General features: G+C 59.6%; 18 protein-coding genes and 1 pseudogene. 16 read left to right on the top strand and 3 right to left on the bottom strand.

The window, feature by feature from the left end; all coding sequences use genetic code 11:
- From MF4836_RS35375 to MF4836_RS35025, 3 genes and pseudogenes are all read left to right on the top strand, one after another.
- A pseudogene (locus tag MF4836_RS35375) lies at positions 1–1,096 on the top strand (hypothetical protein); the annotation flags it as partial.
- Positions 1,093–1,848, top strand: a complete 756-nt coding sequence (locus tag MF4836_RS35030) for a hypothetical protein (protein WP_153050239.1) — start codon at positions 1,093–1,095, stop codon at positions 1,846–1,848. The pseudogene MF4836_RS35375 and the gene MF4836_RS35030, both read left to right, overlap by 4 nt.
- 432 nt (positions 1,849–2,280) lie before the next feature.
- The gene (locus MF4836_RS35025) at positions 2,281–3,063 is read left to right on the top strand and encodes a hypothetical protein (protein ID WP_153050238.1); all 783 of its coding nucleotides are present in this window, start codon (positions 2,281–2,283) and stop codon (positions 3,061–3,063) included.
- 962 nt (positions 3,064–4,025) lie between these two features.
- Here MF4836_RS35025 and MF4836_RS15045 read toward each other — a convergent pair.
- Positions 4,026–4,490 (bottom strand): methylglyoxal synthase, encoded by a 465-nt coding sequence (locus MF4836_RS15045; RefSeq protein ID WP_078470933.1) that lies wholly within the window; start codon positions 4,488–4,490, stop codon positions 4,026–4,028.
- 42 nt (positions 4,491–4,532) lie between these two features.
- The gene (gene gap / locus MF4836_RS15040; protein ID WP_020295784.1) at positions 4,533–5,537 is read right to left on the bottom strand and encodes a type I glyceraldehyde-3-phosphate dehydrogenase; all 1,005 of its coding nucleotides are present in this window, start codon (positions 5,535–5,537) and stop codon (positions 4,533–4,535) included.
- Positions 5,538–5,759: 222 nt separating this feature from the next.
- Here gap and edd point away from each other — a divergent pair, with 222 nt between their 5' ends.
- From edd to MF4836_RS14985, 11 genes are all read left to right on the top strand, one after another.
- Positions 5,760–7,586 (top strand): phosphogluconate dehydratase, encoded by a 1,827-nt coding sequence (gene edd / locus MF4836_RS15035; protein ID WP_078470932.1) that lies wholly within the window; start codon positions 5,760–5,762, stop codon positions 7,584–7,586.
- The gene (locus MF4836_RS15030) at positions 7,583–8,539 is read left to right on the top strand and encodes a glucokinase (RefSeq protein ID WP_078470931.1); all 957 of its coding nucleotides are present in this window, start codon (positions 7,583–7,585) and stop codon (positions 8,537–8,539) included. Before edd ends, MF4836_RS15030 begins: the two co-directional genes overlap by 4 nt.
- Positions 8,540–8,613: 74 nt before the next feature.
- On the top strand, positions 8,614–9,345 hold the full coding sequence (locus tag MF4836_RS15025) for a response regulator (protein ID WP_078470930.1): 732 nt from the start codon (positions 8,614–8,616) through the stop codon (positions 9,343–9,345).
- A 31-nt stretch (positions 9,346–9,376) separates the two neighbouring features.
- Positions 9,377–10,804, top strand: a complete 1,428-nt coding sequence (locus MF4836_RS15020) for an ATP-binding protein (protein ID WP_421548591.1) — start codon at positions 9,377–9,379, stop codon at positions 10,802–10,804.
- A 375-nt stretch (positions 10,805–11,179) separates the two neighbouring features.
- Positions 11,180–12,439 (top strand): D-mannose isomerase, encoded by a 1,260-nt coding sequence (locus MF4836_RS15015; protein WP_078470928.1) that lies wholly within the window; start codon positions 11,180–11,182, stop codon positions 12,437–12,439.
- 116 nt (positions 12,440–12,555) lie between these two features.
- Complete coding sequence (locus MF4836_RS15010; protein WP_078470927.1) at positions 12,556–13,848, top strand: ABC transporter substrate-binding protein; 1,293 nt, start codon at positions 12,556–12,558, stop codon at positions 13,846–13,848.
- A 113-nt stretch (positions 13,849–13,961) separates the two neighbouring features.
- On the top strand, positions 13,962–14,870 hold the full coding sequence (locus tag MF4836_RS15005; protein ID WP_020295777.1) for a carbohydrate ABC transporter permease: 909 nt from the start codon (positions 13,962–13,964) through the stop codon (positions 14,868–14,870).
- Positions 14,863–15,708, top strand: a complete 846-nt coding sequence (locus MF4836_RS15000; RefSeq protein ID WP_020295776.1) for a carbohydrate ABC transporter permease — start codon at positions 14,863–14,865, stop codon at positions 15,706–15,708. Before MF4836_RS15005 ends, MF4836_RS15000 begins: the two co-directional genes overlap by 8 nt.
- 3 nt (positions 15,709–15,711) lie before the next feature.
- The gene (locus MF4836_RS14995) at positions 15,712–16,872 is read left to right on the top strand and encodes an ABC transporter ATP-binding protein (RefSeq protein WP_020295775.1); all 1,161 of its coding nucleotides are present in this window, start codon (positions 15,712–15,714) and stop codon (positions 16,870–16,872) included.
- Between the two features lie 90 nt (positions 16,873–16,962).
- Entirely contained in the window at positions 16,963–18,312 is a 1,350-nt protein-coding gene (locus tag MF4836_RS14990) for a carbohydrate porin (protein WP_078470926.1), read from the top strand.
- A 154-nt stretch (positions 18,313–18,466) separates the two neighbouring features.
- Complete coding sequence (locus tag MF4836_RS14985; RefSeq protein ID WP_078470925.1) at positions 18,467–19,321, top strand: D-hexose-6-phosphate mutarotase; 855 nt, start codon at positions 18,467–18,469, stop codon at positions 19,319–19,321.
- A 67-nt stretch (positions 19,322–19,388) separates the two neighbouring features.
- Here MF4836_RS14985 and MF4836_RS14980 read toward each other — a convergent pair whose 3' ends face one another.
- Positions 19,389–20,249 (bottom strand): MurR/RpiR family transcriptional regulator, encoded by an 861-nt coding sequence (locus MF4836_RS14980; protein WP_177326756.1) that lies wholly within the window; start codon positions 20,247–20,249, stop codon positions 19,389–19,391.
- 207 nt (positions 20,250–20,456) lie between these two features.
- Between MF4836_RS14980 and zwf the strand changes: the two genes are divergently transcribed.
- Positions 20,457–21,926 (top strand): glucose-6-phosphate dehydrogenase, encoded by a 1,470-nt coding sequence (gene zwf / locus MF4836_RS14975; RefSeq protein ID WP_078470924.1) that lies wholly within the window; start codon positions 20,457–20,459, stop codon positions 21,924–21,926.
- A complete protein-coding gene (gene pgl / locus MF4836_RS14970) occupies positions 21,913–22,626 on the top strand; it encodes a 6-phosphogluconolactonase (protein ID WP_078470923.1) in 714 nt (237 codons plus the stop codon). Before zwf ends, pgl begins: the two co-directional genes overlap by 14 nt.
- Positions 22,627–22,636: the final 10 nt, after the last annotated feature.

Raw genomic sequence — 22,636 nt, 5'->3', positions numbered from 1 at the left:
GTGGGACGGCACCGCCAGCGCCTTCGTCGACTTCCTCAGAGGCGGCCAGCGACCCGAAGAAACCCCATTCTTCAAACACATCCGCCAACTCATGGGCTTGAACAACCAGGGCGAACTCAGTGAAGAACACCTGGACGCCGCCTTGCAGAATCGAGCGCTAGCAAAGCGCCTGGGAGGCTTGATCGCCTATCACACCAGCGAATGGCACGTCCCGTCCTGGGCCGGCAAGTACGGCGTGATCTCCGAGATCGCGGTCAAGCTTGGCAAGTGGGCCATGGACAATGTGAAAGCAGAAAAGAACTGCGTAATGAAATTGCGTTGGTGGGGGGAGGTAGCCGCGGATGTTGGGTTGCCGGAGGGGGCGAAGGTTTATCACTTTCATCCGGTTGGGTTGGTGGGAAGACTTGCGACTCCAGACGCAATGGTGACTTATCGCATTTACCAGAGCACAGGTCTTATTGAGCGCTTAGTCCCTGTTGGGCTCGAAGCCGAAAGAATGAAAGATGCAAGGTATATTTATATTTCATCCGATAGTAAGGAACATGACTTTGGTGTTTTTATCGGTCAGAAGGCAGTGCGCTGGATAAAGAAAGGAATAGCGGGAACTGATTTCATATATTTGATGGATGTCGCCCAGCTTGGGACTAATTCAGCTAGGGAGTTTGGATTTCGCTTTTTCGGAACTGATAGGAGGTTTTTAAATCAAACAGCTCTGGCAGCGTTGATTGGTGCCTTGATGGAGGTAGGGTATGAGGATGTTGCGTCAACTGGATTCAGTAACGTGGATGGGACGCCTGGTATCAGCAAGTCACATATAAATGGGGAGAATGGGGATTTCAAATTCATGCGCTTCGATGGAGATTGGGGGGCGTCAACTCATCTTAATACTATAGGAGGGGTAAATTCTTTAGATGAGGACAGGCAGAATATGTTTAATAAAGCGCTTTTCAAGTTTGGCTGGAAAGTGCAGTTTGCATGGAGATACAGTAAAGGTGGAGTGCAAAAGCTCCTTTCTCATACAGCTCACCTTGAGGATCACCATCATCATCTTCATGTTGGTAATTTCTCCCCGAATTTAAAAGAGGTGGTGCAGTGAAAATAAAATTTTTGCTCGCTATATGTTTTGTCGTAATGGTGCTTGGGGGCACTGCACAGGCTTATTCAGCCAACGCACCTGCTAAGAATGCATATGGGAAATCCGAATTGTGTAAAGTTAGTCTGCAGCGTACCGCAATAGCGGTTGCGGATGACGGTTTTTCGGTTAATGTTTTCAGGTACTTCAAGAGCTATCCACTGATAGGTCCCCAGACCGAATCTAGCTATATTGAGATGGATAAGTTCTACAGGCTCACAAGGTCATTGCCGCTGTCTAGTGAATGCCTTCAGCCTGAAATATATGAATTTGAAAAGAATGATGGAACCAATTTAAGAGACAGTAGTAAATACGATTTGAAACCGGTTTTTGTATATTTGCTGGGTGGAAGTTATTATGTGATTTTTATTAGGAGTGGTTATTTTAGTGAGGAGGGTGATGGGGAGGAGCTTGTGGTCAGCATGGCGGAATATAATGTTGAGGGTGAGTTGGTAAGAAGGGTGGGGCGTATTTCATCATGGCGAAATTATGAAGGGAGTTTGCTTTTGCTTGAAGCCTGTGTTGCAAGCTCTGGTGTATTGTTACGTAAATTAAATATTGATCCGGCCTTACAGGCCGAGGATGGCCGGGTGATTAGCTATATGCCGCCTAAACTTCTAATGAGTCAGGTGCTGTATCCGGCAGGTGCAGGTTATTTGCGGAAGGAAAATGACAGGGGAGTCAAATGCAATTGGAATAACTATTTGTCTCTCTAGCATTAATCCGTGAGCTGTGGATTTTATCGCGTGTGAGGCACTTTATCTATCTATCGATTTAAGTGAGGTTGCCCCTGGCTAAAACGATCAAGGCGAACTAAATGAAGAAAATCTGGGTGCCGTCTTGCAGAATAGAGGGATTTTAAGGCACCTGGGAGGCTTGACTGCCTATAACGCCAGCGAATGGTATCTGCCGCCTTGGGCCGGCAAGTACAGCGCTATCGCGGTCAAGATTGGCAAGTAAGCAGTGGACGATGTAAAAGCGGAAAAGAACTGTGTAATGAGTTTGCGTTGATGGGGGGGGCGGTGGCCGCCGGTATTAGGTTGCCGGAAAATACGAAGGTACATCACTTCCTTCGTTTGGATAGGCGGCCAACACTTCTGCAACTAGAGTAGATTTCGGTCTGATGAACGCTCAACGCTCCATGAGTTATGAGAAAAGATGATTTATATAAAGTGGCGTTACTTTGCTGTCAGGTAAAGGTCGTGAAGAGATATTATTTTTTATTGCTTTTTTTTGTTGCAGGTTCTGAGGGTTTTGGTGAGTGGTCCTCTAGTTTAAATAGGTATGAGGGTGTGTTGTTGCTCACCGAAGATTTCAAGAAAAAGACAGGAGATACATGTGGAAAAATTGATTTTTTTGGCGAAGATATAAACGATCGGCAAACCGAAAAAACCTACACTAAGGTAAGGTTCTCAAGCGATAAGAGCGTTACTGATTACATCGAATTGGGTCCAATGGCTATTCCATTTGTTAAAGATGACCTCTCTGGCCACTTTTCACCCTCTTGCAATCTGGCCTGGGTAGGTGCGCTAGACAAGGGGGAAGTGACTGATGATACAGGTGAGGTAGTAGGAAATCATGAGCGTTATTATTGTGTTTTTATCGCGCTTCCCCAAGCCTGTGTATTGGCAATCCACACCGGTATGATGTGTTCTGGGAAATTTGATCGCTCAGATCAATGGGTCAGAGATGATGGTTACCCCTCTTTGGATCTACTTTCTAAAGGCTTTCCAAATATAAAGAAATATATAAGGGGTCCAGATAGTCAAGTAGATCCTACGCTTGATGTAAATAATATACTTCGTTGTGATCCTGTCTCCCGGGATAACGTAGGAGATTATCTAAAGGTGGTTAATGACGAGCGCCTGGGTGTGAGTGAAAATTTAAGGGATGAAATAAGGGTTGAGGTGGGTACGTTAAATATAAAGTAAGTTGTCCGTAAAGTGTGGGGCAATTGCCCGGTTGTGTTTCGGATGCGGTGGAACCTCTGTAGTGCGAAGGTGCCCAACAAAGGACTGTAGTATCCTACTGTAGGAGTAGAAGAGTAAAAAATGTCAGCTTGTCTACTTGCGTTCTTCTCCGTATCGACATTTGCAAACGACCGCAGAGGTGACAAGCACGAAGTGTCAATTCGAGTCACCCAGGTCATATACTCGGAAGGTTGGGTCGGCTGCTACAAAATAAGAAGCACACTGTACGCTTCTCCTGTCGACGGGAAGTCCTGTGCAGATGTTTTTGCTGATACGTTGAAAGTCGAGCTTGTCAGCCAAGGCTATAGAGTTAGTCTATATAGCATTCAAGCTAGCCAGAATGTCTGCTCTTTCTCTTTTGATATGAATGAAAACAATGGCAGTCTAGTGCGCATGACAGAATTCGGCCCTGTGTTTCTTAAGAGCGTTAGAGATCACCTAGCGCTATCATCCAAAGGCATTGACCCAACAGCAATTGGTTTGGGTGTGTGTGGCATTCGCGCCGACATCGACGGATTAAAATTTCCGTTATCCAGCAAACAAGATATAGCATCGATATGCCCCTGCGGAACATAGCGAAGGTCTTCTGCATTTATGAATTTCACGACTATTCGAACTGCTAATTGTAATTCTGAGCTGGTATTAGGTTAACTTGCGTGCTGAATATTTCAGTACTAAAGCAAAGCGAAATTCCGCTCGATATGTTCAAACAATACCATGGGGGTTAAATATAGCAGGAATAACTATTTGTCCCCTTAAAAGGAAGGCTGGGCGATTTCGAAATCGCCCATCTTTATTTCAATACGATCAACACCATCACTTCAGTTGTTGACGTTTGTACCTCATCTTGTAACTCGAACATCGCAACCTTCTGTTTGCCTATCCATACCCACATCTTCAAGCCGCATTAATCCCCGAGTAACTTACCCACGCCCAGCCAGGTAAGCCTGATAATCGGGAATCCGATGGGTATGCGCCTGGCTCATCAACGGGCTGCTGAGCAGGTAGTCGGCGCTGCACTCGTTGCAGGCCACCGGAATATTCCACACGGCCGCGACTCGCAGCAGGGCCTTGATGTCCGGGTCGTGGGGTTGGGGTTCGAAGGGGTCCCAGAAGAACACCAGCAGGTCGACCCGCTGTTCGGCGATTTGTGCGCCGAGCTGCTGGTCGCCGCCCAAGGGCCCGCTGATCATGCTTTGCACCGGCAGGCCGAGGCGTTTGGTCAGCAGCAGGCCGGTGGTGCCGGTGGCCACCAGGTCATGCTCGGCGAGCGTGTTCTTGTGCCGTTCGGCCCAGTCCAGCAGGAATACTTTGCAGTGGTCATGGGCGACCAGGGCGATGCGCTTGCGCGCCGCCATGGTCTTTTCGGTGAAGCTGATACCGATCATCGGTTGCTGTTCCACGCTATGTCCGTTATTCCCGCAATGCGCTTATTCGGCGTTGCATAGGGCCAGGCAGTTATCCAGCATGCGGTTGGAGAAACCCCATTCGTTGTCGTACCAGGCCAGCACCTTGAGCAGTCGACCGCCGCTGACCTTGGTGTGATTGGCATCGAAGATCGACGACAGCGGGTTGTGGTTGAAGTCGCTGGAGACCAGGGGCAGGGTGTTGTAGCCGAGGATCTTCGAGTGCTGGCTGGCTTCCTTGAGCAGGGCGTTGACCTCATCGGCGGTGGTTTCGCGCTTGAGGTACAGGGTCAGGTCCACCAGCGATACGTTGATCACCGGTACCCGTACGGCCATGCCGGTCAATTTGCCTGCCAGTTCCGGCAGCACCAGGCCCACCGCTTCAGCGGCGCCGGTCTTGCTCGGAATCATGTTCTGGGTCGCCGAGCGCGCGCGGTACGGGTCGGTGTGGTAGACGTCGGTCAGGTTCTGGTCGTTGGTGTAGGCGTGAATGGTGGTCATCAGGCCGCTTTCGATGCCCAGCTCGCGGTGCAGCACCTGGGCCACGGGCGCCAGGCAGTTGGTGGTGCAGGAGGCGTTGGAGATGATCTGGTGCGATTGGCGCAGCAGGTCGTGGTTGACGCCATAGACCACGGTGGCATCGGCGCCTTTGGCCGGAGCCGAGATGATCACTTTGCGGGCGCCGGCGCTGATATGCGCGGCCGCCTTGGCTCGGTCGGTGAACAGGCCGGTGCATTCAAACACCACGTCGATCTTCTCGGCGGCCCAGGGCAGTTCGGCCGGATTGCGGATGGCGCTGACGGCAATCCGGTCGCCGTTGACGGTCAGGCTTTCCTGATCGTGCTGCACGTCTGCATCAAAAGTGCCGTGCACGGTGTCGTATTTGAGCAGGTGGGCATTGATCGAGCTGTCGCCCAGGTCGTTGATGGCGACGATCTGCAGGTCCTGACGGTAGCCTTGGGTATAAAGTGCGCGCAGGACATTACGGCCGATACGGCCAAAACCATTGATTGCGATTCGTAGAGTCATTGGAAAAGTGCCTGCCGTGGTTTTGTTGTTGGAATTACAAGATTATTCGCAAAAAAATAGAAAACAAGCCTTTTTAGTGGCAATATTTTGTCTTATCTACAACGAGTGACCTGAATCAACTGGTCCAAATGGTCAAGAAACCGCTGCGCCTTCCTGGCCTGACGGCGTTTTGATCAGCATAGACAAACAGGTCGCCACATCCGTTAGCCTGGAGTTCTACACATGCATCCCCGCGTTCTTGAGGTCACCGAACGGCTTATCGCCCGCAGTCGCGGCACTCGCGAGGCCTACCTCGCTCTGATTCGCGACGCCGCCAGCGACGGCCCGCAACGGGGCAGGTTGCAGTGTGCGAACTTTGCCCACGGCGTGGCCGGTTGCGGCACCGACGATAAAAACAGCCTGCGGATGATGAACGCGGCCAACGTGGCAATTGTTTCGTCATATAACGACATGCTCTCGGCGCATCAGCCGTACGAGCACTTTCCGGAACAGATTAAAAAAGCCCTGCGCGAAATCGGCTCGGTCGGCCAGTTTGCCGGCGGCACCCCGGCCATGTGCGACGGCGTGACCCAGGGCGAGCCGGGCATGGAACTGAGTCTGCCGAGCCGCGAAGTGATCGCGTTGTCCACCGCCGTGGCGCTGTCGCACAACATGTTCGACGCGGCGCTGATGCTCGGTATCTGCGACAAGATTGTCCCGGGGCTGATGATGGGCGCGTTGCGCTTTGGCCACCTGCCGATGATCTTCGTCCCGGGCGGGCCGATGGTCTCGGGTATTTCCAACAAGCAGAAAGCCGACGTGCGCCAGCGCTACGCCGAAGGCAAGGCCAGCCGCGAAGAGCTGCTGGAGTCGGAAATGAAGTCCTACCACAGCCCCGGCACTTGTACCTTCTACGGCACCGCCAACACCAACCAGTTGCTGATGGAAGTCATGGGCCTGCACTTGCCGGGCTCGTCCTTCGTCAACCCCAACACGCCGTTGCGCGATGCCCTGACCCATGAGGCTGCGCAACAAGTGACGCGCCTGACCAAGCAGAGCGGTCAGTTCACCCCGATTGGTGAAATCGTCGACGAACGCTCCCTGGTCAACTCCATCGTCGCCCTGCACGCCACTGGCGGCTCGACCAACCACACCCTGCACATGCCGGCCATCGCCCAGGCCGCCGGAATTCAGCTGACCTGGCAGGACATGGCCGACCTCTCCGAGGTGGTGCCGACCCTGTCCCACGTCTATCCAAACGGCAAGGCCGATATCAACCACTTCCAGGCGGCGGGCGGCATGTCGTTCCTGATTCGCGAACTGCTGGAAGCCGGCCTGCTCCACGAAGACGTGAACACCGTGGCTGGCCGTGGCCTGAGCCGCTACACCCAGGAACCGTTCCTGGACAACGGCAAGCTGGTGTGGCGCGACGGCCCGATCGAAAGCCTCGACGAAAACATCCTGCGCCCGGTGGCTCGCGCATTCTCGCCGGAAGGCGGTCTGCGGGTGATGGAGGGCAACCTCGGCCGTGGGGTGATGAAAGTCTCGGCCGTGGCCCTTGAGCATCAGATCGTCGAAGCTCCAGCGGTGGTGTTCCAGGACCAGCAGGATCTGGCCGATGCGTTCAAGGCCGGCCTGTTGGAAAAAGATTTTGTCGCCGTCATGCGCTTCCAGGGCCCGCGCTCCAACGGCATGCCGGAATTGCACAAGATGACCCCGTTCCTTGGCGTGTTGCAGGACCGTGGCTTCAAGGTGGCGTTGGTCACAGACGGACGCATGTCCGGCGCTTCGGGCAAGATCCCGGCGGCGATTCATGTCAGCCCCGAGGCCCAGGTCGGCGGTGCGCTGGCGCGGGTGCTGGATGGCGACATCATTCGCGTGGATGGCGTCAAGGGTACTCTGGAGCTTAAGGTAGACGCCGATGAATTCGCGGCCCGCGAGCCGGCCAAGGGCCTGCTGGGCAACAATGTCGGCAGCGGTCGTGAATTGTTCGGCTTCATGCGCATGGCCTTCAGCTCGGCAGAGCAGGGCGCCAGCGCCTTTACCTCTGCCCTGGAGACGCTTAAGTGAAACTGGCCCTGGTCGGTGATATCGGTGGGACCAACGCGCGGTTCGCGTTGTGGAAAGACCAGCAACTGGACTCGATCCAGGTGCATGCGACGGCGGACTACACCAGCCCGGAACAAGCCATCAGCGCCTACCTGAAGGACCTGGGCCTGGCCCCGGGTTCGATCGGCTCGGTGTGCCTGTCGGTGGCCGGGCCGGTGGGCGGCGACGAGTTCCGCTTTACCAACAACCATTGGCGCCTGAGCCGTCAGGCGTTCTGCCAGACCTTGCAGGTCGACCAATTGCTGCTGGTCAACGACTTTTCGGCCATGGCCCTGGGCATGACCCGGCTGCAACCCGACGAGTTTCGTCAGGTCTGCCCGGGCACGCCCGAGCCGTTGCGCCCGGCCGTGGTGATTGGCCCGGGTACCGGGCTTGGGGTCGGCACCCTGCTCGACCTCGGTGACCAGCGCTGGATGGCCTTGCCCGGCGAGGGCGGCCATGTCGACCTGCCGTTGAGCAGCCCTCGGGAGACCCAGCTCTGGCAGCACATTTTCAACGAGATTGGCCATGTCAGCGCCGAGACCGCCCTCAGCGGCGGTGGTTTGCCGCGGGTGTACCGGGCGATCTGCGCGGTGGACGGGCATCCGGCCGTGCTCGACACCCCGGAGGCGATCACCGCTGCCGGGCTGGCCGGCGACCCGATAGCCGTCGAAGTCCTGGAGCAATTCTGCTGCTGGCTGGGTCGGGTGGCCGGTAACAACGTGCTGACCACTGGCGCTCGCGGTGGGGTGTATATCGTCGGCGGAGTGATTCCGCGTTTTGCCGACTTTTTCATCCAGAGCGGTTTTGCTCGCTGCTTTGCCGACAAGGGTTGCATGAGCGATTACTTCAAGGGCATCCCGGTGTGGCTGGTGACGGCGCCGTATTCAGGCCTGACCGGAGCCGGGGTGGCGTTGGAACAGGCGGCGATCTGAGGGCGTCGAGGGTCTCCTGTGGCGGGCCGTTTAGGCCATAATCGCGCTCCATTCCTAACAACAAGGACGACCAAGTGAGCTCAGTCAGTAAGTCGATTTTGTTGGTTGACGACGATCAGGAAATACGCGAACTGCTGGAGACTTACCTCAGCCGCGCCGGATTCCAGGTGCGCAGCACGGCCGATGGCGCCGGCTTTCGCCAGGCCCTGAACGAGGCCCCGAGCGACCTGGTGATTCTCGATGTGATGCTGCCCGACGAAGACGGCTTCAGCCTGTGCCGCTGGATTCGTCAGCACCCACGGGTGGGCCAGGTGCCGATCATCATGCTCACTGCCAGCTCCGACGAAGCCGACCGGGTCATCGGCCTGGAACTGGGGGCCGACGATTACCTGGGCAAACCCTTCAGCCCCCGCGAACTGCAGGCGCGAATCAAGGCCCTGTTGCGGCGTGCGCAATTCGGCCAGGAGCGCGCCGGCGGCGAGGTGCTGTGCTTCGACGACTGGCGGCTGGATATGGTCAGCCACCGGCTGTTCCATACCGACGGCGAGGAAGTGATCCTGTCCGGCGCCGACTTTGCCCTGCTCAAACTGTTCCTCGACCATCCCCAGGAAATCCTCGATCGCGACACCATCGGCAACGCCACCCGTGGCCGCGATCTGATGCCCCTGGATCGGATCGTCGACATGGCGGTCAGCCGCCTGCGCCAACGCCTGCGTGACACCGAAAAGCCGCCGCGGTTGATCCGTACCGTGCGTGGCAGTGGCTATCAGCTGGCCGCCAACGTGGTGGCCGGCAATGCTCACTGACGGCCTGCGGCGTCTCGCGGCCCGGGTTCCGGTGCCGCGTTCGCTGTTGGGGCGGATGCTGCTCCTGACGCTGTTGGCGGTGCTGTTCGCTCAGGCCCTGTCCAGCGTGATCTGGGTCTCGCAGTTGCGCGCCACCCAGCTTGAGGGCCTGGTCACCAGTGCCCGCAGCCTGGCCCATTCGATGACCGCCAGCGTCAGTTACCTGCGTTCGTTGCCGGTGGCCTATCGACCCCTGGTGCTCGACCAGTTGCGCAGCATGGGCGGCACGCGGTTTGTAGTGACCCTCAACGACAAGCCCCTGGGCATGGAAGTGCTGCCGCCGACACCGCGCAAGCAGGCGGTGCTCAAGGCGGTGGACGAGGTGCTGCGCCAGTCACTGGGCAGCGAGGCCGATATCTCGGTGACCTTCGTCAGCCCTGAAGATTTGCGGATCTTCAACGGCGGCCTGAAGCTCGACGAACTGCCGCGCTCCTGGGCCCACTACGCGCTGACCCTGGAACCGGTCAACCCGCCGGTGCTGGTCACCCAGATCCAGATGGCTCCCGGCGAATGGCTATACATCGCCTCCTTGCTGCCCGAGCCCTATACCAGCCTTGAAGAGCAGGGCCTGCCGGCTCAGCAGGTGTGGTTTATCGTGCTCACCAGCGGCTTCTTGCTGTTGTTTATCGGCCTGCTGGTGCACTGGCAGAGCCGTCCGCTCAAGCGTCTGGCGCGGGCCGCGCGGGACATGTCCCTGGGGGCGGACGTGGAGCCGGTGGCCGAAGGCGGTGGCAGTGAAGTGGTGGAAGTCGGCCGCGCCTTCAATGCCATGCGCGAGCGCATCAGCCGCTACCTGACCGAACGCAGCCAACTGTTCAGCGCCATTTCCCACGATTTGCGCACGCCCATCACCCGCTTGCGGCTGCGGGTCGAACTGCTGGAAGACGAACAACTGCAAAACAAATTCGGCCGCGACCTCGACGAGTTGGAGTTGCTGGTCAAGGGCGCACTGCAATGTGTGAAAGACACCGACATCCACGAGAACATCGAATCGGTGGACCTCAATCAGGTCCTCGATTGCCTGGTGGAACCCTACCTCGCGCCCAATGGCAACGGCCGGGTCACCCAGCAGGGGCGGGCGCTGGCCGGTTATCCGGGCAAGCCTCTGGCGCTCAAGCGCTGCATGGGCAACCTGATCGACAACGCGCTGAAGTACGGGCAGAACGCCCACCTGCACATCGACGACGATGAAAACGCCTTCATGCTGCACGTGGATGACGAGGGCCCCGGGGTGCCGGAACAGCGCCTGGAGCAAGTGTTCGAGCCGCATTTTCGCCTGGCCGGCCAGCAGCAGGGCTACGGCCTGGGGCTGGGGATCGCGCGCAATATCGCCCATAGCCACGGCGGCGAAGTCAGCCTGCAGAATCTGCGCGAAGGCGGGCTGCGGGTGACACTGTATCTGCCGCGTTCGTTTGATTGAGCGCCTGTCGAAGGCGGGGTTGGATCGCCCAGACAGGGTGAGTGCTTTAGCGCACCCGCCCTCTGTGGCGAGGGAGCTTGCTCCCGCAGGGCCAGCCGGTGCACTGAAGGTTTTCAACCTTGAGCCGGGTTGGCGGGTTCCGCCAGATTCACCGCAGTCAGCGATTTTGCGCCGGCTGCGCCGTCGAGCGGGAGCAAGCTCCCTCGCCACAAAGAGCCTCGTTGTCCAGCAATCTCCCCTGGCCGCTTAAGCACCTTCTGCACAGCATGGTGGCCATGTCACCGGTTGGTGACATTTGCCGTGTGCTTCGTTACCTGCGGTGGATCGAGGCTTGATTAGACTCAGGCCTTCGATAAAAACAACAACAGGTCGCCCATGGACTCTCTTTCGCTGTCGTTCAGCAGTTGGCTGAACGCTCCCGCCCATCATGCCTGGCTCGCTGCCGAAGGCCTGCGCCTGCTGGATTTCGCCAAGGCGGCACGGCTCGCCGACGGCTTCGGCAATCTGGACGCCCAAGGCCGCCTGCCGGCCGACGCCCGGGCCGAAACCATGAACACCGCGCGCATGACCCACAGTTTTGCCATGGCCCATATCCAGGGTTTGCCCGGTTACGCGGCGCTGGTCGACCACGGCGTCGCCGCCCTGGCCGGGCCATTGCGCGATGCCGAGCACGGTGGCTGGTTCGCGGTGCAGGCAGCAGGGGATGGCAACACCGACAAGGCAGCCTACCTGCATGCCTTTGTCGCCCTGGCCGCCAGTTCCGCAGTGGTCGCCGGCCGCCCCGGTGCCCAGGCCCTGCTGGAGCAGGCGATCGAGGTCATCGACAGCCATTTCTGGAGCGAGGAGGAGGGCGCCCTGCGCGAGTCGTTCAATCGCGACTGGAGCGAAGAGGAAAGCTACCGTGGCGCCAACAGCAATATGCACGCCACCGAAGCCTTCCTCGCCCTGGCCGATGTCACCCAGGACCCGCGCTGGCTGAACCGCGCCCTGCGGATTGTCGAGCGGGTGATCCACCAGCACGCGGCGGGCAACGACTTTATGGTGATCGAGCATTTCGACCGCCAGTGGCAGGCCTTGCCTGACTACAACTCGGCACATCCGGCAGACGGCTTTCGTCCCTACGGCACCACCCCCGGGCATGGTTTCGAGTGGGCGCGCTTGCTGTTGCACCTGGAGGCGTCGCGGGTGCGCGCCGGCATGTTGACCCCGGGCTGGCTGGTGCTGGACGCGCAAAGGCTGTTCGAGAGCAACTGCCGCCACGGCTGGGCGGTCGACGGGGCGCCCGGCATCGTCTACACCCTGGACTGGAACCATCGGCCCGTGGTGCGCCAGCGCCTGCACTGGACCCACGCCGAGGCCAGCGCCGCCGCCAGTGCCTTGCTCCAGCGCACCGGCGAGGCTCGCTACGAAACCTGGTACCGCTGTTTCTGGGAGTTTTGCGAAACCCATTTCATCGATCGCGTGCAGGGCAGTTGGCACCACGAGCTCGGGCTGGACAACAGCCCCAGCGCCGAGATCTGGGCCGGCAAACCCGACCTCTATCACGCCTGGCAGGCGGTGCTGATTCCGCGCCTGGCGTTGGCCCCAAGCCTCGCGTCTGCCCTGGCGCAGGTGTCTGGCCCGCAGGTTATGTAACCATGCAGTGACATTCGCGCGTCCCTTCGTTACCTGCGAGGTTCGATGCGCTGTTTAAAATCCCGTGCAGCGCAAGCACCAGACTTGCATGCATAACAACAAGAAAGGTACTTCAGATGAATGCGATTTCTCGCCTCGCCACTGTCATTTCTCTCGCCTCGTTGTTTCCCTTGAACGCACTTGCCGCCGATTCCAAAGGTTCAGTGGAAGTCGTGCACTGGTGGACGTCGGGTGGTGAAAAAGCCGCGGTCGATGTTCTCAAGGCCCAAGTCGAGAAAGACGGCTTTACCTGGAAGGACGGTGCGGTTGCCGGTGGCGGCGGTTCGACTGCCATGACCGTATTGAAAAGCCGCGCCGTCGCCGGTAATCCGCCGGGTGTGGCACAGATCAAGGGGCCGGATATCCAGGAGTGGGGCAGCACTGGCCTGCTCAGCACCGACACCTTGAAAGACGTCGCCAAGTCGGAAAACTGGGACGGCCTGCTGTCGAAAAAAGTCTCCGACACCGTCAAGTTCGAAGGCGACTACGTCGCCGTACCGGTGAACATCCATCGGGTCAACTGGCTGTGGATCAACCCGGAAGTATTCAAGAAAGCCGGGATCGAAAAGGCCCCGACCACCCTTGCTGAATTCTATGCCGCAGGTGACAAACTCAAGGCCGCCGGCTTTATCGCCCTGGCCCACGGCGGCCAGCCGTGGCAGGACAGCACCGTGTTCGAAGACGTGGTGCTGTCGGTGATGGGCGCCGAGGGCTATCAGAAGGCCCTGGTCGACCTGGACCAGAAAACCCTGTCCGGCCCGGAGATGACCAAGGCCTTCACCGAGCTGAAAAAACTCACCGGCTACATGGACCCCAACCGCGCCGGGCGTGACTGGAACATCGCTGCCGCCGACGTGATCAATGGCAAGGCCGGCATGCAGATGATGGGCGACTGGGCCAAGAGCGAGTGGACTGCGGCGAAGAAAATCGCCGGCAAGGACTACCAGTGCGTGCCGTTCCCGGGCACTGAAAAAGCCTTCACCTACAACATCGACTCCCTGGCGGTGTTCAAGCTCAAGGCTGATCGCAAGGGCGATATCGCCGCTCAGCAGGACCTGGCCAAGGTTGCACTGGGCAAGGACTTCCAGAAGGTCTTCAGCATCAACAAGGGCTCGATCCCGGTGCGCACCGACATGCTCAACGACATGAGCGGCCTGGGCTTCGACTCCTGCGCCCAAGCGGCGGCCAAGGACTTCCTGGCTGACGACAAGACCGGCGGCCTGCAACCGAGCATGGCGCACAACATGGCCACTTCCCTGGCCGTGCAGGGCGCGATCTTCGACGTGGTCACCAACTTCATGAACGACAAGGATGCGGACCCGGCCAAGGCCAGTGCGCAGCTGGCATCGGCCGTCAAAGCCGCCCAGTAATCCCCGATGCCACGGGTACGCCCGTGGCCGTTACTTGAAGGGTCTATCCCTGTGGGCGCTTGCTCCCACAGGGCACTACCTTCTGATCCCTACTTCACACCTGGATTATCCCGATGAGCTCTGTGGCGGTTTTCAGCAAAGCCTCACCGTTCGATGCGCTGCAACGCTGGCTGCCCAAGTTGGTGCTGGCGCCGAGCATGCTGATCGTGTTGGTTGGTTTTTACGGTTACATCATCTGGACGTTCATTCTGTCCTTCACCAATTCCAGCTTCATGCCGACCTACAAATGGGTCGGCTTGCAGCAATACACTCGCCTGCTGGACAACGACCGCTGGTGGGTCGCGAGCAAAAACCTGGCGCTGTTCGGCGGCATGTTCATCGGCATCAGTCTGGTGCTCGGGGTGTTCCTGGCGGTGCTGCTGGACCAGCGGATCCGCAAGGAAGGTTTTATCCGCACCGTGTACCTGTACCCGATGGCGCTGTCGATGATCGTCACCGGTACCGCCTGGAAGTGGCTGCTGAACCCGGGCCTGGGCCTGGACAAGATGCTGCGTGACTGGGGCTGGGAAGGCTTTCGCCTGGACTGGCTGGTGGATCAGGACCGGGTGGTGTACTGCCTGGTGATCGCCGCCGTGTGGCAAGCCTCGGGTTTTGTCATGGCCATGTTTCTGGCCGGCCTGCGCGGTGTCGATCAGTCGATCATCCGTGCCGCCCAGGTCGACGGCGCGAGCCTGCCGACCATCTACCTGAAGATCGTGCTGCCGAGCCTGCGCCCGGTGTTTTTCAGCGCCTTCATGATCCTCGCCCATATCGCGATCAAGAGCTTCGACCTGGTGGCGGCGATGACGGCGGGCGGACCGGGCTACTCCTCGGACTTGCCGGCGATGTTCATGTACTCCTTCACCTTCAGCCGTGGCCAGATGGGCATCGGTTCGGCCAGCGCCATGCTGATGCTGGGCGCGGTGCTGACCATCCTGGTGCCGTACCTGTATTCCGAACTGCGGGGCAAACGCCATGACTAACGCGCTCGGGAAACCGACCCTGAACTTCAGCCGCATTGCCATCTACGCCACCTTGCTGCTGGCGGCCGCGGTGTACCTGATCCCGCTGGTGGTGATGCTGCTGACCAGCTTCAAGACCCCGGAAGACATCCGCACCGGCAACCTCCTGAGCTGGCCCGCCGTGATTGACGGCATTGGCTGGATCAAGGCCTGGGACAGCGTCGGCGGCTACTTCTGGAACTCGGTGAAAATCACCGTGCCGGCGGTATTGATCTCGACCTTTATCGGCGCAATGAACGGCTATGTGCTGTCGATGTGGCGCTTCCGTGGTTCGCAGCTGTTCTTCGGCCTGCTGCTGTTCGGCTGCTTCCTGCCGTTCCAGACCGTGCTGTTGCCGGCCTCGTTCACCCTCGGCAAGTTCGGCCTGGCCAACACCACCACCGGCCTGGTGCTGGTGCACGTGGTCTACGGCCTGGCGTTCACCACGCTGTTCTTCCGCAATTACTACGTGAGCATTCCCGATGCGCTGGTCAAGGCGGCACGCCTGGATGGCGCCGGGTTCTTCACCATCTTCGGCAAGATCCTGCTGCCGATGTCGATCCCGATCGTCATGGTCTGCCTGATCTGGCAGTTCACCCAGATCTGGAACGACTTCCTGTTCGGCGTGGTGTTTGCCAGTGGCGATGCGCAGCCGATCACCGTGGCCTTGAACAACCTGGTCAACACCAGCACCGGGGCCAAGGAATACAACGTTGATATGGCAGCGGCGATGATCGCCGGGCTGCCGACCCTGTTGGTTTACATATTCGCTGGCAAGTATTTCCTGCGTGGGCTGACGTCCGGCGCGGTCAAGGGGTAACAGATGGCAACTCTCGAATTACGCAACGTCAACAAGACCTACGGCGCGGGCTTGCCGGACACCCTGAAAAACATCGAACTGAAGATCGATGACGGCGAGTTCCTGATCCTGGTCGGGCCTTCGGGCTGCGGTAAATCGACCTTGATGAACTGCATCGCAGGCCTGGAGAACATCAGCGGCGGGGCGATCCTGGTGGATGACGCCGACATCAGCGGCATGAGCCCCAAGGATCGGGACATCGCCATGGTGTTCCAGTCCTATGCGCTGTACCCGACCATGAGCGTGCGCGACAACATCGCCTTCGGTTTGAAGATCCGCAAGATGCCCCGTGCCGAGATCGACGAAGAGGTGGCCCGTGTCGCCAAGCTGTTGCAGATCGAACACCTGCTCAGCCGCAAGCCCGGCCAGCTGTCGGGCGGCCAGCAGCAGCGCGTGGCCATGGGCCGGGCGCTGGCGCGGCGGCCGAAGATCTACCTGTTCGACGAACCGCTGTCCAACCTCGACGCCAAGCTGCGGGTCGAGATGCGTACCGAAATGAAGCTGATGCACCAGCGCCTGAAGACCACCACGGTCTACGTCACCCACGACCAGATCGAAGCCATGACCCTGGGCGACAAAGTGGCGGTGATGAAGGACGGGATCATCCAGCAGTTCGGCACCCCGAAGCAGATCTACAACGACCCGGCCAACCTGTTTGTGGCGAGCTTTATCGGTTCGCCGCCGATGAACTTCATCCCCCTGCGCCTGCAACGCAAGGACGGCCGCCTGCTGGCCCTGCTCGACAGCGGCCAGGCGCGCTGCGAGCTGCCCCTGGGCATGCAGGATGCCGGGCTTGAAGACCGTGAAGTGATTCTTGGCATGCGCCCGGAGCAGATCGTCCTGGCCGGTGCCGAGGCCAACGGCCTGCCGAGCATCCGCGCCGAGGTCCAGGTCACCGAGCCTACCGGCCCCGACACCCTGGTGTTCGTCAGCCTCAATGGGACCAAGGTCTGCTGCCGCCTGGCGCCGGATGTGGCGCCGCAGGTGGGAGAGACCCTGACCCTGCAGTTCGATCCGAGCAAGGTGTTGCTGTTCGATGCCAAGAGCGGCGAGCGCCTGGGCGTGGCCGGTGTGCCGGCGGCGCAGGCCCCGGCGGGCAACGTGGCGCAGTTCAAGGGCCGCTGAATCCGTGACGGATGGCCTGTCATTCGTCGCAATCGCTGTAAACCGCGTTAGATAAAAACAGTTAATAACAATAAAGACGAGGATGTAGGGATGAAAAAGAAACACACCAATACCCGGCTGCTCTGCCAGATGTCAGCGGTGGCGGCACTGGTCCTGTCCGGCAATGCGATGGCGGATGAGGCGTTCGGCGCCGATTCCAAGTGGATGACGGGCGACTGGGGTGGCGAGCGGACCAAGCTCATCGAGCAGGGTATCGACATCAAGGCGGACTACGTCGGTGAAGTCGGCGGTAACCTGCACGGTGGCTACAACAACGACAAGACTGCGCGTTACAGCGATCAGTTCGGCCTGGGCGTGGCCCTGGACCTGCAAAAGCTGTTGGGCTGGGATAACACCCAAGCCAAGGTCCAGCTCACCAACCGTAACGGCCAGAACATTTCCAATGACCGTATCGGCGATCCGCGTGCCGGCACCCTGAGTTCCTCCCAGGAAGTCTACGGTCGCGGCCATATGGTCCGGTTGACCCAGTTGTGGGTCCAGCATCAGTTCCTGGATGGCAAACTCGACGTCAAGGCCGGCTACTTCGGCGAAGGCGAAGACTTCAACACCTTCCCCTGCGAGTTCCAGAACCTGGCGTTCTGCGGCTCCCAGGTGGGCAACTGGGCCACGGGCATCTGGTACAACTGGCCGGTCAGCCAGGCGGCGTTGCGGATCAAGTACAACATCACGCCCGAGTTGTACGCGCAGATCGGCGCCTACAACCAGAACCCGTCGCAGCTGGAGCACGGCAACGGCTTCAAGCTCAGCGGCAGCGGGACCAAGGGCACCGTGCTGCCGGTCGAAGTGGTCTGGTCGCCGAAGCTCAACAGCCTGCCGGGCGAGTACCGGGTCGGATACTACAAGAGCACGGCCGATGCCAATGACGTGCGCGAAGACAGCAATGGCCAGGATGCAGCGAACAGCGGCGACGGCTACCGCGTGCACAACAGCAAGCATGGCTACTGGTTCGTTGGGCAGCAGCAACTCACCACCCACAATGGCGATGCTTCACGCGGCCTGAATATCGCGGCCAATGCCACCTTCCACGACAAGGACACCAACGTCGTCGACAACTACCAGTCGCTGATGTTCGTGTACAAGGGCCCGTTCGACGCGCGTCCCAAGGATGACGTCGGCATCGGTTTCGCCCGGATCCATGTCAACGACGACGTGAAGAAAAACGCCGAGCTGGTCAACGCCGACAACGGTATCAGTGACTACAACGACGCGCTGTATGCGCCGCTGCGCAACACTGAATACAACTATGAAATCAACTACGGCTTCCATGTCACCAACTGGCTGACCGTGCGTCCCAACCTGCAATACATCACTCACCCGGGTGGCGTGGATGAAGTGGATAACGCGTTGGTGGCGGGTCTGAAAATTCAGTCGGTGTTCTGACGCGCTTGCGATAAGCTCCTTCTCTTTGTGCGCATTTCGCGGATGGCCAAGGCTGTCCGCTTTTTTTTGTGGGAACTGTAGCTCGCGACAGTTACAGCGTTTTGCGCAGCCCTCATGAGTATCGAGACAGCAATGATTTTCAGGACCGTGGCACATGCATGAGCATCCGCTGCAACGCTTTTTCAAATCCCTGCGCGAGCGTCCGACCTTTGCCTGGGAGCGCTACCAGCTGCGTGATGTGCTGGTAATCGACCACCCCCTGTGCCAGGCGGTGTTCAGTCGCCAGGGCGCGCAGTTGCTGCATTTTCAGCCGACCGGGCAAAAGCCCTGGCTGTGGTGCGCCGCCAAGTGGCCGCAGGTGGGGGCGATTCGGGGCGGGGTGCCGGTGTGCTGGCCCTGGTACGGCCGGCATCCGAGCGAGAACGCCTGGCCGTCCCATGGCTGGGCGCGCTTGATCGACTGGAAGCTGCTGGACAGCAGCAGTGACGACGATGGCGTGCGCCTGCATTGGCAATTGCAGCTGTGCGATTGGCAAGTGGACCTGCACGCGCACCTCGGGGAAACCCTGGAACTGCGCCTGGGCACCGAGCATCAAGACAGTGAACCCTGCCAATTGAGCCAGGCGTTGCACGCCTATTGGCGTATTGGTGATGTTGGCGAGGTAGCGCTGTCTGGGCTGGATGGCGTGGAAGGTTATGACCAGTTGAATCGCCAGGCTTGCCAACAGAAGGGCGAGTTGCGGGTGCAGGGTGGATGCCAGCGGGTGTTCCAGCACGAGGGCGAATTGCAGCTCAAGGACAGCGCCTGGCAGCGCGAACTGTGCATCGACACCGGCGACAGCGCCGACACCGTGGTCTGGCACCCGGGCACGCGGCCGTTACTGGGGGTGAGCTGGAATGAAGTGTCAGGGTTCGTCTGCGTCGAAGCCGCCAGCGGCGGCACCGGCAGTGTCTGCCTGGCCCCCGGCGAACGCGCCCACCTGAGCCTGCAAGCCCGAGCCGTCGCCTGACCTTCGGCGGCATGGGCGCCTTGGCGTATCAGATGAATTGGCGTTGCGATGAGGGCCAACGTAGCCCTCAATTGAACTCGTCACCCACCGGATAGCGGCTGGCGTTGAGGCTTTCCTTGATTTTGCGCAGGTGCGGCTGGAAGTCGACGCCGCGGCGCAAGGTCATGCCGGTGGCGAGGACGTCGAGCACGGTCAGCTGGATGATGCGCGAGGTCATCGGCATGTAAATGTCGGTGTCTTCCGGCAGCGGAATATTCAGGCTCAGGGTGCTGGCCTTGGCCAGGGGCGAGCCGGCGGCGGTCAGGCCCAGGACCGAGGCGCCGTTTTCCCGGGCGATGCGTGCCACTTCCACCAGTTCACGGGTACGCCCGGTGTAGGAAATAATCACGAACAGCTCGCCGGTATGGGCCACCGAGGCAATCATGCGCTGCATCAGCACGTCGGCGTGGGCGGTCACCGCGAGGTTGAAGCGGAAGAACTTGTGCTGCGCATCCAGCGCCACCGGGGCCGAGGCGCCGAGGCCGAAGAAGTGGATCTGCCGCGCCTGGATCAACAGGTCGACGGCGCGGCTGATCAGGTTCGGGTCCAGGGCCTGGCAGGCGCTATCGAGGGACGCAATGGCGCTGCCAAAGATCTTTTGCGTATAGGCTTCGGGGTTATCATCGGCTTCGACCGCGCGGCTGACATAGGCCGCCCCGCTGGCCAGGCTCTGGGCCAGTTGCAGTTTGAGTTCCGGGTAACCGCTGACGCCGAACGAGCGGCAGAAACGATTGACCGTGGGCTCGCTGACCGAGGCGGCCTGGGCCAGGGCGGCGATGCTGAAGCGCGTCGCCTGCTGTGGGTTGAGCAGGATCACTTCAGCGACTTTACGTTCGGCCTTGTTCAATTCTTCAAGGCGGTTCTGGATGTGTTCCAGAAGATTGCGCATGCGGTCCATTAAGGTTTCCTAGGTCGGCAATGCAAGGAAGCCGGGCTTAACCGGGCTTCGGCGGTGGCCTATCCTACTGATGGCCTGTGCCGACCACCACTCGGATTCTGTATTTTGCGAAAATGTTGTGGTTATTACTACATTTTCCCTTGAGTGATGCCTTGAAAAAAGGTATTTGTAGCTTAACTTGATAAAAGAACAAACATCATGCCTTCGATAACGGTTGAACCGTGCACCTTTGCCTTGTTTGGCGCGCTGGGTGATCTGGCGCTTCGCAAATTGTTTCCTGCCCTTTACCAGCTCGATGGCGCCGGTTTGCTGCATGACGACACGCGCATCCTGGCCCTGGCCCGCGAGCCGGGCAGCGAGCAGCAGCACCTGGCGTTCATTGAGGCCGAGCTGCGCCGCTACCTGGGCGACAAGGACATCGATGCCGTGGTGCTGGAGCGCTTCCTGGCGCGTCTGAGCTACCTGCATGTGGACTTCCTCAAGGCCGATGATTACCTGGCCCTGGCCGAGCGGGCCGGTCGCGAACAGCGCCTGATCGCCTACTTCGCCACTCCGGCCGCGGTCTACGGCGCGATCTGCGAGAACCTGTCCCAGGCCGGCCTGGCGGAAAACACCCGCGTGGTCCTGGAAAAACCCATCGGCTCTGACCTGGAATCCTCGCGCAAGGTCAACGATGCGGTGGCGCAGTTCTTCCCGGAGACGCGCATCTATCGGATCGACCACTACCTGGGCAAAGAGACGGTGCAGAACCTGATCGCCCTGCGTTTCGCCAACAGCCTGTTCGAAACCCAGTGGAACCAGAACTACATCTCCCACGTGGAAATCACCGTGGCCGAAAAGGTCGGCATCGAAGGCCGCTGGGGTTACTTCGACAAGGCCGGCCAACTGCGGGACATGATCCAGAATCACCTGCTGCAGCTGCTGTGCCTGATCGCCATGGACCCGCCGGCCGACCTTTCGGCCGACAGCATCCGCGACGAGAAGGTCAAAGTGCTCAAGGCCCTGGCGCCGATCAGCCCGGAAGGCCTGACCACCCAGGTGGTGCGCGGCCAGTACATCGCCGGCTACAGCGCTGGCAAGCCGGTGCCCGGCTATCTGGAAGAAGAGAATTCCAACACCCAGAGCGACACCGAAACCTTCGTCGCCCTGCGGGCCGATATCCGCAATTGGCGTTGGGCCGGGGTGCCGTTCTACCTGCGCACCGGCAAGCGCATGCCGGACAAGCTGTCGCAGATCGTGATCCATTTCAAAGAGCCGTCGCATTACATCTTCGCTCCCGAGCAGCGCCTGCAGATCAGTAACAAGCTGATTATCCGCCTGCAACCGGACGAAGGCATCTCCTTGCGCGTGATGACCAAGGAGCAGGGCCTGGACAAAGGCATGCAACTGCGCAGCGGCCCGTTGCAGCTGAATTTTTCCGACACCTATCGCAGCGCGCGGATTCCCGATGCCTACGAGCGGTTGTTGCTGGAAGTGATGCGCGGCAATCAGAACCTGTTTGTCCGTAAAGATGAAATCGAAGCCGCGTGGAAGTGGTGCGACCAGCTGATTGCCGGCTGGAAGAAGTCCGGCGATGCGCCCAAGCCGTATGCGGCGGGTTCATGGGGGCCGATGAGCTCCATTGCACTGATCACGCGGGATGGGAGGTCGTGGTATGGCGATATCTGAATTCAAACTGCCCGAGGGCGTGCGCGCCCACGAGTTTCAAAGCCCGACGCTGCTGGCCGAAGGCCTGGCGCTGAATGTGGCCGAACAGTTGCGCACAGCGATTGCCGCACGCGGTGTGGCGACCCTGGTGGTGTCCGGTGGCCGCAGCCCGGTGGCGTTTTTCCAGCACCTGGCCAAGCAGGCGCTGGATTGGTCGAAGGTGGTGGTGACCCTGGCGGACGAGCGCTGGGTACCGGTTGAGCACGCCGACAGCAATGCCGGGCTGCTCAAGCGCTACCTGTTGCAGGGCGCCGCGGCCGAGGCCAGGTTCGTCAGCCTGTACAGCCCCGCGCCGAGCCTGGAGCTGGCGGCCGAACAAGCCGAGCGCGTGCTGGCCGACTTGCCGGCCATCGACGTGCTGATTCTCGGCATGGGCGATGACGGGCACACCGCGTCACTGTTTCCCAACAGTCCGAACCTGACCGAAGCGCTGCAAGCCGACGGCAGCCGTCGCTGCTGGCCGATGCTGGCGCCGACCGTACCTCACCAACGCCTGACCATGAGTCGCGCGTTGCTGGCATCGGCGCGGTCCATCGTGTTGTCGATTTCCGGTCAATCCAAATTGACCACCCTGAGTGCCGCACTGGCCGGCGACCTGGTCGCCGAAATGCCGATTCGCGCCTTCCTGCAACCTCCGTTAGAGATTTACTGGTGCCCATGAGCCAAGGATC

The sequence above is a fragment of the Pseudomonas sp. MF4836 genome, from assembly GCF_002018875.1.
Classification (GTDB): Bacteria; Pseudomonadota; Gammaproteobacteria; order Pseudomonadales; family Pseudomonadaceae; genus Aquipseudomonas.
This window is presented reverse-complemented; position numbering and strand designations above follow the sequence as displayed.